The organism is Pseudolabrys sp. Root1462 (assembly GCF_001426945.1).
In the GTDB taxonomy this organism is placed as follows: domain Bacteria; phylum Pseudomonadota; class Alphaproteobacteria; order Rhizobiales; family Xanthobacteraceae; genus Pseudolabrys.
The window spans coordinates 473,409-486,025 of sequence record NZ_LMFS01000001.1 but is presented as its reverse complement, the minus strand read 5'-3'; the positions used below and the strand labels follow the sequence as shown (position 1 = coordinate 486,025).

The window sequence follows — 12,617 nt, the reverse complement described above, 5'->3', positions numbered from 1 at the left end:
ACATTTTCGGCATGGGATAACTGGATGCTGCGCCTCGCGCGGGGCATGACAGCGAAACCTATCTGACCGGGAGCGACATAGAATGACTATCCGCGTTGCCATCAATGGTTTTGGCCGCATCGGCCGCAACGTCCTGCGCGCCATCGCCGAAAGCGGCCGCAAGGACATCGAAGTGGTTGCCGCCAACGACCTGGGTCCGGTGGAGACCAACGCCCATCTGCTGCGCTACGATTCAGTGCACGGCCGTTTCCCGAAGGAAGTCACCGTCAACGGCGACAGCATCACCATCGCCGGCCTCAGGCCGATCAAGATCACCGCCGAGCGCGATCCGTCCAAGCTGCCGTGGAAGGACCTCGGCATCGACATCGCGCTGGAATGCACCGGCATCTTCACCGCCAAGGACAAGGCCTCGGCCCACCTGACCGCCGGCGCCAAGCGCGTCCTCGTCTCGGCCCCGGCCGACGGCGCCGATCTGACGGTCGTCTACGGCGTCAACCACGACAAGCTCACCAAGGATCATCTCGTCGTCTCGAACGCGTCGTGCACCACGAACTGCCTGGCGCCGGTCGCCAAGGTCCTGCATGACACGGTCGGCATCGAGACCGGCTTCATGACGACGATCCACGCCTATACCGGCGACCAGCCGACCCTCGACACCATGCACAAGGATCTCTATCGCGCCCGCGCCGCGGCGCTGTCGATGATCCCGACCACCACCGGCGCCGCCAAGGCGGTCGGCCTGGTGCTGCCCGAACTCAATGGCAAGCTCGACGGCGTGTCGATCCGCGTGCCGACGCCGAACGTCTCGGTCATCGACTTCAAGATCGTCGCCAAGAAGGCGACCTCGAAGGAGGAGATCAACGCCGCGATCAAGACTGCCTCGGAGCAGCAGCTCAAGGGCATCCTCGGCTACACCACGCATCCGAACGTCTCGATCGACTTCAACCACGATCCGCACTCGTCCACGTTCCACATGGACCAGACCAAGGTCATGAACGGCACCTTCGTGCGCGTCATGAGCTGGTACGACAACGAGTGGGGCTTCTCCAACCGCATGGCCGACACGGCCGTCGCGATGGGCAAGCTGCTGTAATTGATCCAACTCGTCCTTCGAGACGCCGGCCACATGAGTGGCCGGCTCCTCAGGACGAGGACCACAAATCTTTATCCCTCATCCTGAGGAGCGCCGCGTAAGCGGCGCGTCTCGAAGGATGAGGGCCACGGATCCTTCAACATGTCTCAGTTCAACACCCTCGATCACGTCGACGTCAAAGGCAAACGCGTCCTGGTGCGCGTCGATCTCAACGTCCCGGTCGATAACGGCGTCGTCACCGACTCGACCCGCATCGAACGCATCGGCCCGGCCATCACCGAACTCGCCGACAAGGGCGCCAAGGTGATCCTGCTCTCGCATTTCGGCCGGCCGAAGGGCGTCGATCCCAAGCAGTCGCTGAAGCCGGTCGCGGCGGAAGTCGCCCGTATCATCAAGCGCAAGGTCGCCTTCGCCACCGATTGCGTCGGCGAAGCCGCCGAGAAGGCGGTCGCCGCCATGCACTCCGGCGACATCCTCTGCCTCGAGAACACGCGCTTTCATGCCGGCGAGGAAAAGAACGATCCGGCCTTCGTCGAACAGCTCGCGAAGCTCGGCGACATCTGGGTCAACGACGCCTTCTCGGCTGCGCACCGCGCCCACGCCTCGACCGAAGGCCTCGGCCATAAACTTCCCGCTTACGCCGGGCGCGCCATGCAGGAAGAACTCGTGGCGCTGACCCGCGCACTCGATCATCCGGAGCGCCCGCTCGCCGCCATCGTCGGCGGCGCCAAGATTTCGACCAAGCTCGAACTGCTCGGCAATCTGCTGGCCAAAGTCGACGCCCTGATCATCGGCGGAGCGATGGCGAATACCTTCTTGCTCGCGCAAGGCAAGAAGATGGGCAAGTCGCTGGTCGAAGCCGATCTCGTTCCGACCGCGCAGAAGATCCTCGAACAGGCCAAGGCCGGCAAGCGCGACATCGTGCTGCCGGTCGACGTCGTCGTCGCGCAGAAGTTCGAGGCCAACGCGCCGTCGCGCGTCGTCGGCATCGACGAGGTCGGCGATACCGACATGGTGCTCGACATCGGACCCAGGAGCATCGAGCGCGTCGTCTCGATGCTGGCCCGCGCCAAGACTCTGGTGTGGAACGGCCCGTTCGGCGCGTTCGAAATGGAACCGTTCGACAAGGGCACCGTTTCCGTTGCCGAAGCGGCCGCCGAGCTGACGCAGGCCGGCAAGCTGGTCACGGTTGCGGGCGGCGGCGACACGGTCGCGGCGCTCAATGCCGCGAACGTCACCGACCGCTTTACCTATGTTTCCGCCGCCGGTGGTGCCTTCCTGGAATGGCTGGAAGGCAAGGCCTTGCCGGGGGTTGAGGTGCTGCGCATTAAATAGCCGACGGTCGTTTCGGACGCCGCGTCGCGGCGATCCGAATCCGGCGGCACGGTTTGTATCTGGATTCCGGGTTCGCTCGTTTCACTCGCGGCCCCGGAATGAGCTTAAAGAGTGAGGGGAGACGACTGATGAATCTCGCTGACCTGAACAAAGTCGCCGTCGCCATGACCGCGAATGGCAAGGGCATCCTCGCCGCCGACGAGTCGACCGGCACCATCAAGAAGCGCTTCGATGCCATCGCCACCGAGAACACCGAGGACAACCGTCGCGACTATCGCGAACTGATGTTCCGCACCGCCGAGGCGATGAAGAACTGCATCTCGGGCGTCATCCTTTATGACGAGACCATCTGGCAGAAGGCCAAGGACGGCACGCCGCTGGTGAAGATCATCGAGCAGATGGGCTCGATCCCAGGCATCAAGGTCGATGAAGGCACCAAGCCGCTGCCGAACTGCCCGGGCGAACTGATCACCGCCGGCCTCGACAAACTGCCCGATCGCCTGCCGAAGTATTACGAAGCCGGCGCGCGCTTCGCCAAGTGGCGTGCGGTGATCGATATCGGCGCCGGCATCCCGAGCTACACCGCGATTCACACCAACGCCCACGCGCTCGCCCGTTACGCCGCGCTGTGCCAGGCGAACCAGATCGTGCCGATCGTCGAGCCCGAAGTCCTGATGGACGGCGATCACGACATCGACCGCTGCTATGAGGTCACCGAGTTCGTGCTGAAGGAGACCTTCCAGCAACTGTACTATCAGCGCGTCGCGCTCGAGGGCATGGTGCTGAAGCCGAACATGGCGATCGCCGGCAAGAAATCGGCGAAGAAGTCTTCGGTCCAGGAAGTCGCCGAGAAGACCGTGAAGCTGCTCAAGGCTTGCGTGCCCGGCGCCGTGCCCGGCATCGCTTTCCTGTCCGGCGGCCAGTCGGATGAAGAAGCGACGGCGCATCTCGACGCCATGAACAAGATCGGCAACCTGCCCTGGAACCTGACCTTCTCCTACGGCCGCGCGCTGCAGGCCGCGCCGCAGAAGGCCTGGTCCGGCAAGGCGGCGAACGTCGCCGCCGCGCAGACCGCCTTCACCCACCGCGCCAAGATGAACTCGCTGGCCGCCAAGGGTGAGTGGAAGAAGGACATGGAGAAGGCAGCGTAGCGCTTGTCCCGGGCGTAGCGCAGCACCCGGATCTCGCAATGCCGCTTAATAATAAAAAGGCCGCCCACATCGGGCGGCCTTTTCTTCTACACGCCAGCCGCGCTCGTAATCGCCGAGCGCGGCCGCGCTGACTTTACGGGCAGTCGGTCTTGCTGACGGTCTTCGAGCCGCCGAACGCGCTGTCCTTGTGCACGGTCTTCGACGTGCAGTCGGTCGTAACGCCGGAGCCGGTGGTCGTCGTCGTGGTCTTGCTGTCGAGGCCGAGCGGGCCGGTACGTTCCTTGGTCGTCACCGTGGTGGAGGTGTCCGGCGTCACGGTCACGGCCGGCTTTTCGGTGGTGATAACGGTGGTCTGGGCATTGGCGGACATCGCGCCGAACGCGGTCGCGGTCAGGGCGAGAGCGATAACGGACATCTTCATGGGTCGCCTCCTCATCAGCGTCAAATGATGTAATCAAGCTTCGGCGATGTAACGCTGCCGGCCGCCGCCTGTTCCGCAGATTTGCCGGCGGCGTAGGCTCATGTGCGGCGTTTGTCGTTGAAGAGAGGTGGTCAACGTCTTACCGTGCGCCGCGTTCCAAAACACCCGAGGAAATTGCCCGTGATCGATCTTTATACCTGGACCACGCCGAACGGCCGCAAGGCCTCCATCATGCTCGAGGAAGTCGGCCTGCCGTACAAGGTTCACGCCGTGGACATCGGCAAGGACGAACAGTTCAAGCCTGAATTTTTAAAGATCGGCCCGAACAACCGCATCCCGGTGATCGTCGACAGCGACAATGGCATGTCGTTGATGGAATCCGGCGCGATCCTGATCTATCTCGCCGACAAGACCGGCAAGCTGATGCCGAAATCCGGCGAAGGCCGCTACAAGGTGATCGAATGGCTGATGTGGCAGATGGGCGGCCTCGGACCGATGCTCGGCCAGGCGCATCACTTCCATAAGCAGAATCCCGGCAAGGTGCCCTATGCCGAGGAACGTTACCTGAAGGAGTCGCAGCGCCTCTACAAGGTGCTGAACACGCAGCTGGTGAAGGGCGAGTACGTCGCCGGCGACTATTCCATCGCCGATATTTCGATCTGGCCGTGGGTGTCGCGGTTCGAATGGCACGGCGTCGATCTGGGCGACTTCCCCGAGGTGAAGCGCTGGTACACGGCGATCGCGGCGCGCCCGGCGGTGCAGAAGGGCTACCAGGTGCCGAAGGACATGGGACCGATCCCGATGCCCAAGTAAATCCTCAATAAAAAGCCCCGGCCGAAGCCGGGGCTTTTCGCTTCATGACCGAGGGTCAGGTTTACGGACAGAACCACACCGGCCCGACCATCACACACCCCCGGCGATTCCAGTCGCCCGGGCGGCGGCCATAACGATGCCAGCCACGCGGCGCGCTGCTGTAGCGGTGACCGGCGCGATAGCGCGGCGCGGGCCGCACGTGCCGGCGCGTGTTGTGATTGTCGCGGTGACGATACTGCACGTCGATGACCGGCGCCTGATGCGTGAGGCCGCTCATCGGCGCGACAGGTGCCGCCGACGCGGTCGAGATGACCGCGCCCGAAATCAACAGAGCGGCAGCGAGATATATGGTTTTCATGGACGAAGGTCCTCCGATGCAGGGCGCGCGATCAACTCGACGATCAGGCACCGCGTTTCTTCTGGTGACGAATGCCACCAGTCATTCAACGCGGCCGGGGGGCAGACCCTGCGCACTGCGGAGTATCGGTCCGATGAATGGCTGTTCATCGTGATATGTTTTACGCGGCAATCTTGATATTTGCCGCCGTGCCGATCTGCTATTCATCGTGCGAACTTTCGGGAACAAACCTACGATGACCATGTTCGTCAGCCGTAACGACATCGCCGACACCGAAGGTCTCATCCGGCCTTTCATTCGCCGCACGCCGACGATCACCGTTGATGCCGGCGACTTCGGTCTTGTCGGCTCGCCGGTCGACCTCAAGCTCGAACTGATGCAGCACACCGGTTCGTTCAAGGCGCGGGGCGCCTTCGCCAATCTGTTGTTGCGCGAGGTTCCGAAGACCGGCGTCATCGCCGCGTCCGGCGGCAATCACGGCGCCGCGGTCGCCTACGCCGCTCAGGACCGTGGCGTGCCGGCGACGATCTTCGTGCCGAGCATTTCCTCGAAGGCCAAGATCGACCGCATTCGCAGCTATGGCGCCGACATTGTCATTGGCGGCGACCGCTATGCCGATGCGCTGGCGGCCAGCGAAGTGCGAGCGGCCGAAACCGGCGCGCTTCAGGTGCACGCGTTCGACCAGGTCGAGACCCTGCGCGGTCAAGGCACCGTCGGCCTGGAGATCGAGGCCGATGCACCCGCTGCGACGACCGTACTCGTCGCCGTCGGCGGCGGCGGTCTCATCGGCGGCCTCGCGGCGTGGTTTGCCGGGGCCAGGAAAGTCGTCGCCGTCGAGCCGGCCGACGCGCCGACCCTGCACGCGGCCTTTGCCGCCGGCCGGCCGGTCGATGCGCCCACCGGCGGCATCGCCGCCGACAGTCTGGCGCCCCGCCGCATCGGCGAACTCGCCTTCCGCATCGCCTCGGCTTACGTCGATCCCCAGGTCGTCCTGGTCAGCGACGACGATATCCGCCGCGCTCAGGCGGCGCTGTGGTCGGTGATGCGGGTTGTGGCCGAGCCAGGCGGTGCAGCGGCCTTCGCGGCGTTGCTGTCGGGCCGTTACCGACCCGCACCGGGCGAACGCGTCGCCGTGCTGGTCTGCGGCGGCAATACCACGGCCGTGGATTTCGCCGCTTGATGGCCGCTGCGGTTGCGGGCAAGTAACGCCCCTATTCCGCCAGATTAGGCTAGCATGGCACCGTCATGGCCCAACGCCCGAAAAATCCCGAGCCGCGCCCGCAGCCGCGTCTCTACCTGGTCACGCCGCCACTGTCCGATGCCCCGGGCTTCGTACCGGCGCTGAACGAGGCGCTCGCTGCCGGCGACGTCGCCGCCGTCCTGGTGCGCCTCACCGAAGCCGACGAGCGCACCCAGATCAACCGCATCAAGACGCTGACCGCCGCCGCGCAGGACGCCGGCGCCGCGCTGCTGATCGACGGCCATCCGAACCTGGTCGCTCGTGCCGGCGCGGATGGCGCGCATGCCTCCGGCATCGACGCCATCACCGAGGCGCTGGAGGTCCTGAAACCCGATTGGGTCGTTGGCGCTGGCGAACTGTCGAGCCGTCACGACGCCATGACCGCGGCCGAGGCCGGCTGCGACTACCTCATGTTCGGCGAGATCGATGCCGACCGCCACCGCGCAGCGCTCGACGCCATCCGCGAGCGGGTATCGTGGTGGGCCGAAGTGTTCGAAGCGCCCTGCGTCGCCTATGCCGCGTCGCTCGACGAGGTGGCCCCCCTGGTCGAGGCTGGCGCCGATTTCATCGCCGTCGGTCACGATGCCGACGATTGGATCTGGCGCGAGCCGGCGCGCGCCATCGCCGCGCTGGCGCCGCATCTCAAGCTGCCCGAGGGCGCGTTATGAGGCCGCTGCGTGCGGCATTGCTGACGGCGCTCGTGACGGTCGTACCCGCCCTGACGCCGGCCTTGGCGCAGACCAAATCGCCGTCCAATACCGCTCCCCTGCCGCAACCCTCGCCGTTGCCGAACGCGCCCGCGGCCAGCACCGCGGCAACCGACGCCGCTTACGGCGCCTATCAGCGCGGCCTCTTCGTCACCGCCTTCAACGAAGCAACCAAGCGCGCCAAGGACAACGACCCGGCGGCGATGACGCTGCTCGGCCTGCTCTATGACAACGGCCAAGGCGTGCCGCGCGACGACGCCAAGGCGGCGCAGTGGTACAAGATGGCGGCCGCCAAAGGCGATCGCGACGCGCTGTTCGCGCTCGCCATGTTCGCGTTCGAAGGCCGCGCCGGCAAACGCGATCCGGCCGAGGGCGCCAGGCTCCTGGGCGAAGCCGCCAAGCTCGGCCACGCCGCCGCCAACTACGATCTCGGCCTTCTCTATCTCCAGGGCCAGCAATACCCGCAGGACTTCAACAAGGCCGGCGAACTGTTTCGCATCGCCGCCAATGCCGGCAATCCTGAAGCGCAATACGCGCTTGCCGTGATGTACAAGCAGGGCCGCGGCGTGCCGAAGGACCCGAAACAGGCGGCGCTGCTGCTGGCGAAGGCCTCGATCGCCGGCAATGTCGATGCCATGGTCGAATTCGCCATCATGCAGTTCAACGGCGAGGGCACCGAGAAGGATGAAGCCGCGGCCGCCGATACCTTCCTGCGCGCCGCCCGCCGTGGCTCGCCGATCGCACAGAACCGCCTCGCCCGTATCCTGATGGCCGGCCGCGGTATGCCCGCCGACCCGGTTGAAGCCATCAAATGGCATATCGTCGCCAAGGCGGCCGGCGCCGGCGATCCCGAGCTCGACGCCTTCGCCGCCAAACAGACGCCGCAGGTCCGCGACGCCGCCGAAAAGGCTGCAAAGAAGTGGATGTCCACGCTGGTCGAGCCGAAATCCTGACGTCACCCCAGCCTTAACCGGCCCGCCACCGCGCGCTTGACCTTCACCGCGCCCCCGGGCAGAGACCCCGCCATGCACCACTCCGCTTTGCTCAATGTCATGATCGCCGCCGCCCGCAAGGCCGCGCGCTCGCTCAAGCGCGATTTCGGCGAAGTCGAGAACCTGCAGGTTTCGCTCAAGGGCCCGGCCAACTTCGTTTCCGCCGCCGACCGCAAGGCCGAAGAAGCGCTCTATGCCGAACTTACCAAGGCGCGCCCCGGCTACGGCTTTCTCGGCGAGGAAGGCGGCATCCGCGAAGGCGACGACAAAACGCACCGCTGGATCGTCGATCCGCTCGACGGCACCACCAATTTCCTGCACGGCATTCCGCAGTTCGCGATCTCGGTCGCGCTGGAGCGCGAAGGCGCCATCGTCGCGGGCCTTGTCTATAATCCGATCACCGAAGAGCTGTTCATTGCAGAGAAAGGCAAGGGCGCCTTCCTCAACGATCGCCGCATCCGTGTCGCCGGCCGCAAGAACTTGAGCGAGGCGGTGCTGGCCTGCGGGCTCGCCCACCTCGGCCACGGCGACCACGCGACGGTGAAGCGCGAGACCGGCGCCATGCTCGATCAGGTTGCCGGGTTGCGCCGTTTCGGCGCCGCGGCGCTCGACCTCGCGTTCGTCGCCGCCGGCCGCTTCGACGGTTACTGGGAACGCAGCCTGAGCGCCTGGGATGTCGCCGCCGGTATCATCCTGGTGCGCGAAGCCGGCGGTTTCGTCACCGATTGCGACGGCGGCGACGCCATGCTCGACGTCGGCGAAGTCGCGGCCGGAAACGATACGATCCGCAAGGAAATCGTCCGGGTCCTCAAAAGCCTCTGATTGGCCCCTGCCCGCCGCGGCGCGGGCGGACAAGAACGCACCGCAATTTCAACCCAATCGCGAGTTCTAACCCCGCCGGTTCCGGACGGGGATTAATTTCGCTTGTCACCAGTCTGTGCCATATTGGATGGCAGTTTCCGGTGCCGGAATCGGCCGGCAGGCCCTGACCCCTATTGAGGCGTGACGCCCAAGAACAAGCCCAGGACGCTTATGGCCAAAGACGTTGACCCGCTGAAATTGTCGTCGCCGCGCATATTCCTGTTCCGGATGGCTATTTTCGTCATCCTGGGCGGACTGATTGCCTTCCTGCTCTACAAACAAATCCAGACGGCCTTCATGGCCAATCCCGGCCTCAATGCGGTGATCATCGCCGTCTTGCTGATCGGCATCGTACTGGCGATCCGGCAGGTGGCGCGCCTGTATCCCGAAATCGCCTGGGTCAATAATTTCCGCCTCGCCGATCCCGGCCTCGCGGTCGAGCGTCCGCCGGTGTTGCTGGCTCCGATGGCCGCCATCCTCGGCAGTCGCATGGGCCGCATGGCGATGTCGCCGCAGTTGATGCGCTCGATCCTCGATTCGATCGCGACGCGTCTCGACGAGGCGCGCGACATCCTCCGCTACATGACCGGCCTGCTCGTCTTCCTCGGCCTGCTCGGCACCTTCTGGGGCCTGATCGAAACCGTGGGTTCGGTCGGTGCCGTCATCCAGGGCCTCAAGACGGGAGGGGACGCCGGCTCGATGTTCGACACACTGCGCGACGGTCTCGCCGCGCCATTGTCGGGCATGGGCATCTCGTTCTCGTCCTCGCTGTTCGGTCTCGCCGGTTCACTCGTGCTGGGCTTCCTCGATCTGCAATCGAGCCAGGCGCAGAACCGTTTCTACACCGAGCTGGAGGACTGGCTTTCGACCACCGTGTCCGACTACTCGGCCGAGCCGACCGGCGCGCCGAGCACGATGCCGTTCGAAATGCGCAGCGCGGTCGAGAAACTTCGCGAGGCGGTCGAGCAGACCGGATCGGGCAAGCAGGCTTCAATCGCTATGGCCAATCTCGCCGAAGCGATTCAGGGCCTCGTCCATCACATGCGTACCGAGCAGCAGATGATCCGCGACTGGGTCGATGGCCAGGCCGAGCAACAGCGCGAGATCAAGAAACTTCTCGAAGTGATGGTGCGCGAGCGCGTTGAACGGTGAACGTTCTTTCCCTCTCCCACTCCACTCGTGTTTACCCGAGTTGGGCAGCTAAATTGCCAAAGCCGGATATATCCGGCTTTGGGTGGGCCAAGGAGAGAGGGAGTCGCGCCGAGCCCGCGGCACCGCACGCGATGGTTGGAGTGAAATAGCAATGGCTCTTGCGAGAAACCGCCGTGGCGGCGAATCGATGAACTACTGGCCGGGATTCGTCGACGCACTGTCGACGCTGATCCTGAGCATCGTCTTCATCCTCACCGTCTTCGTCGTCGTGCAGTTCGTCCTGCAACAGGAAATTTCCGGCAAGGACACCGCGTTGCAGCGCCTCAACGCGCAGATCGCACAGCTTACCGAACTCCTGTCGATGGAGACCTCGAGCAAGGGCGATATCGAGCAGCAGATGGCGCAGTTGCGCGCATCACTCGCCACCGCCGAGGCCGACCGCGACAAATATAAGGGCATCGCCGAAGGCTCGGGCGCCGGCCTATCCGCGGCGCAGGGCAAGGCCAGCGATTTGGCGACCCAGCTCGAAGGCGAGAAAAAGATCTCGGCCAAGGCGCTGGCCCAGGTCGAAATCCTCAACCAGCAGATCGCCGCCTTCCGGCGCCAGCTCGCCGCGCTCGAATCGGCGCTCGATGCGTCGGAGAAGAAAGACAAGGAGTCCCAGGCGCAGATCGCCAATCTCGGCCAGCGCCTCAATCTGGCGCTGGCGCAGCGCGTCGAGGAGCTCAAGAGCTATCGCTCCGACTTCTTCGGCCGACTGCGCCAGATCATCGGCAACCGCCCCGACGTCCGCATCGTCGGCGACCGCTTCGTGCTGCAATCCGAGTTGCTATTCGACACCGGCAAGGCCGATCTGAAACCGGAGGCCCTCCCCGAGATCGACAAGATCGCGGCGGCGATGGCCGAGATCGGCGCGAAAATCCCGGCGGACATCCCGTGGGTGCTGCGGGTCGATGGTCACACCGACGTTCGTCCGATCAGCGGCGGCGTCTATAAGTCGAACTGGGACCTGTCGGCGGCGCGCGCCATCGCCGTGGTCAAATATCTGGCCACCAAGGGCATCGGGCCGCAACATCTGGTCGCTGCCGGCTTTGGCGAATTCCAGCCGATCGACACCGGTACCACCGACGAGGCCTATCGCAAGAATCGCCGCATCGAATTCAAGCTGACGGAACGTTGAAATCCGGGCGCATCATCACTTTCGGACATCACGGGCCGCCGCGAAGCCATGACGGCGGAAATATAGAAGGCGATTAATGTCCGTCTACGTCGATGACGCAATCTGGAGCTGGGCCGGCCGCAAGTGGTGTCACCTGCTGGCCGATGATATCGACGAACTGCATCGCTTCGCCCGCGAGCTGGGGCTGCACCGCTCGTCGTATCAGGGCCCGCCCAAGACGACGAAGCCGCATTACGACCTGACCGCAGTCGAACGCGAGCGCGCCTTGCGCTACGGCGCCGTGGCGTCCGACCGAACCACCATCATCGTGATATTGCGCCAGTTGCAGGCTCAGCTCAGGCGTGCAGCCTGAGGTTCCAATTCACAGGCGTTCTCTTTCCAAACGTTTCTTCTGCACAACGAATACTGGCTCGACCGCTACAAATATCGTCATGACGACGTAGGATGAGCCATGATCGTGACGCTCCGTCCCTACCTGCCGGCCGACGAGAACGAGGCTGTCGAATTATGGCGTCGGACCTGGGCCAAGCACTATCCGCACATCGACTTTGACGCCCGGGTGCCGTGGTGGCGCGAACGCTGGCGCAACGAGCTGGTGCCGGCCGCGGATATCATCCTCGCCAACACCGACAGCATGCTGGTCGGCTTCGTGACGGTCGATCGGAAAACCGGTTATCTCGATCAGATCGTGGTGGCGCCGGAGCGCTGGGGCGGCGGCATCGCCGAGGCCTTGATCAACGAAGCCAAGCGCCTGTCGCCCGGCGGCCTCACCCTTTTGGTCAACAAGGACAATGACCGGGCGATCGCCTTCTATCGGAAGCACGGCTTTGTCGATGACGGTGAAGATCGAAATCCGGTGTCGGGCATTCCGGTGAACAAGATGCGGTGGCGACCGCAATAGAACGTCTCGATGCGGCGGCGGCGCGCCAAAAACGCGCCCGACCGCAGGGGAGCCGCCCCTGTTCAAAAACGGCCCCCCTGCTTCGCCCCTGCTACTTGAGCTGGGTCGAGATCGTGGTGAGGTTGGTATTGATCTTGGTGCCGATCGTGTTGATGGTCGCGATGATCACGACCGCGATGCCCGCGGCAATCAGCCCGTATTCGATCGCGGTCGCGCCTGACTCGTCCTTGAAGAAGCTCAGAAGCTTGGCCATCCAGTTACTCCGTTGCGTTTACTATGGTGGCGAAGTTGCAGGTGTTCGTCTGCTCAGCCCCGAACGGCACCGTGGAAATGCCGCGCCGGAATCGTGTGGATCTACGATCCACCCGGTATACGAGTGTCCCGTAAACCCCTCGTAAATGCGGTTGATGAAT

15 protein-coding genes are annotated in these 12,617 nt (G+C 64.4%); 12 read left to right on the top strand and 3 right to left on the bottom strand.

Features of this window, described 5'->3' with window-relative positions:
• Positions 1–82: 82 nt before the first annotated feature.
• From gap to ASD45_RS02225, 3 genes are all read left to right on the top strand, one after another.
• The gene (gene gap / locus ASD45_RS02235) at positions 83–1,093 is read left to right on the top strand and encodes a type I glyceraldehyde-3-phosphate dehydrogenase (protein WP_056909988.1); all 1,011 of its coding nucleotides are present in this window, start codon (positions 83–85) and stop codon (positions 1,091–1,093) included.
• 141 nt (positions 1,094–1,234) lie between these two features.
• Positions 1,235–2,428 (top strand): phosphoglycerate kinase, encoded by a 1,194-nt coding sequence (locus tag ASD45_RS02230; protein ID WP_056909987.1) that lies wholly within the window; start codon positions 1,235–1,237, stop codon positions 2,426–2,428.
• 128 nt (positions 2,429–2,556) lie between these two features.
• Positions 2,557–3,579 carry a class I fructose-bisphosphate aldolase gene (locus tag ASD45_RS02225; protein WP_056909986.1) on the top strand — a complete coding sequence of 341 codons (1,023 nt, stop codon included), beginning with the start codon at positions 2,557–2,559 and terminating at the stop codon, positions 3,577–3,579.
• Between the two features lie 133 nt (positions 3,580–3,712).
• Here the strand turns inward: ASD45_RS02225 and ASD45_RS02220 are convergent, their stop codons facing one another.
• Complete coding sequence (locus ASD45_RS02220; protein WP_056909985.1) at positions 3,713–4,000, bottom strand: hypothetical protein; 288 nt, start codon at positions 3,998–4,000, stop codon at positions 3,713–3,715.
• A gap of 180 nt (positions 4,001–4,180) precedes the next feature.
• On the opposite strand from ASD45_RS02220, the gene ASD45_RS02215 reads away from it, so the two are divergent.
• On the top strand, positions 4,181–4,813 hold the full coding sequence (locus ASD45_RS02215) for a glutathione S-transferase N-terminal domain-containing protein (RefSeq protein ID WP_056909984.1): 633 nt from the start codon (positions 4,181–4,183) through the stop codon (positions 4,811–4,813).
• 61 nt (positions 4,814–4,874) lie between these two features.
• Here the strand turns inward: ASD45_RS02215 and ASD45_RS02210 are convergent, their stop codons facing one another.
• On the bottom strand, positions 4,875–5,171 hold the full coding sequence (locus ASD45_RS02210; RefSeq protein WP_056909983.1) for a hypothetical protein: 297 nt from the start codon (positions 5,169–5,171) through the stop codon (positions 4,875–4,877).
• 235 nt (positions 5,172–5,406) lie between these two features.
• Here ASD45_RS02210 and ASD45_RS02205 point away from each other — a divergent pair, with 235 nt between their 5' ends.
• From ASD45_RS02205 to ASD45_RS02170, 8 genes are all read left to right on the top strand, one after another.
• Positions 5,407–6,351: a threonine/serine dehydratase gene (locus ASD45_RS02205; RefSeq protein ID WP_056909982.1), complete on the top strand. Its 945-nt coding sequence runs from the start codon at positions 5,407–5,409 to the stop codon at positions 6,349–6,351.
• 65 nt (positions 6,352–6,416) lie between these two features.
• The gene (locus tag ASD45_RS02200) at positions 6,417–7,079 is read left to right on the top strand and encodes a thiamine phosphate synthase (RefSeq protein ID WP_056909981.1); all 663 of its coding nucleotides are present in this window, start codon (positions 6,417–6,419) and stop codon (positions 7,077–7,079) included.
• The gene (locus tag ASD45_RS02195) at positions 7,076–8,071 is read left to right on the top strand and encodes a tetratricopeptide repeat protein (protein WP_056909980.1); all 996 of its coding nucleotides are present in this window, start codon (positions 7,076–7,078) and stop codon (positions 8,069–8,071) included. The genes ASD45_RS02200 and ASD45_RS02195 overlap by 4 nt, the downstream gene beginning before the upstream one ends.
• A gap of 72 nt (positions 8,072–8,143) precedes the next feature.
• Positions 8,144–8,932, top strand: a complete 789-nt coding sequence (locus ASD45_RS02190; RefSeq protein WP_056909979.1) for an inositol monophosphatase family protein — start codon at positions 8,144–8,146, stop codon at positions 8,930–8,932.
• A gap of 210 nt (positions 8,933–9,142) precedes the next feature.
• Positions 9,143–10,123, top strand: coding sequence for a MotA/TolQ/ExbB proton channel family protein (locus tag ASD45_RS02185; RefSeq protein WP_056909978.1), 981 nt, complete (start codon positions 9,143–9,145; stop codon positions 10,121–10,123).
• Positions 10,124–10,274: 151 nt separating this feature from the next.
• Positions 10,275–11,303, top strand: coding sequence for a peptidoglycan -binding protein (locus ASD45_RS02180; protein WP_056909977.1), 1,029 nt, complete (start codon positions 10,275–10,277; stop codon positions 11,301–11,303).
• A gap of 76 nt (positions 11,304–11,379) precedes the next feature.
• On the top strand, positions 11,380–11,655 hold the full coding sequence (locus ASD45_RS02175) for a DUF4031 domain-containing protein (protein WP_056909976.1): 276 nt from the start codon (positions 11,380–11,382) through the stop codon (positions 11,653–11,655).
• Positions 11,656–11,754: 99 nt separating this feature from the next.
• Positions 11,755–12,204: a GNAT family N-acetyltransferase gene (locus ASD45_RS02170; protein ID WP_056909975.1), complete on the top strand. Its 450-nt coding sequence runs from the start codon at positions 11,755–11,757 to the stop codon at positions 12,202–12,204.
• A 91-nt stretch (positions 12,205–12,295) separates the two neighbouring features.
• On the opposite strand, the gene ASD45_RS22880 is transcribed toward ASD45_RS02170, so the two are convergent.
• Positions 12,296–12,457, bottom strand: coding sequence for a Flp family type IVb pilin (locus ASD45_RS22880; RefSeq protein ID WP_082540594.1), 162 nt, complete (start codon positions 12,455–12,457; stop codon positions 12,296–12,298).
• Between the last annotated feature and the right edge of the window lie 160 nt (positions 12,458–12,617).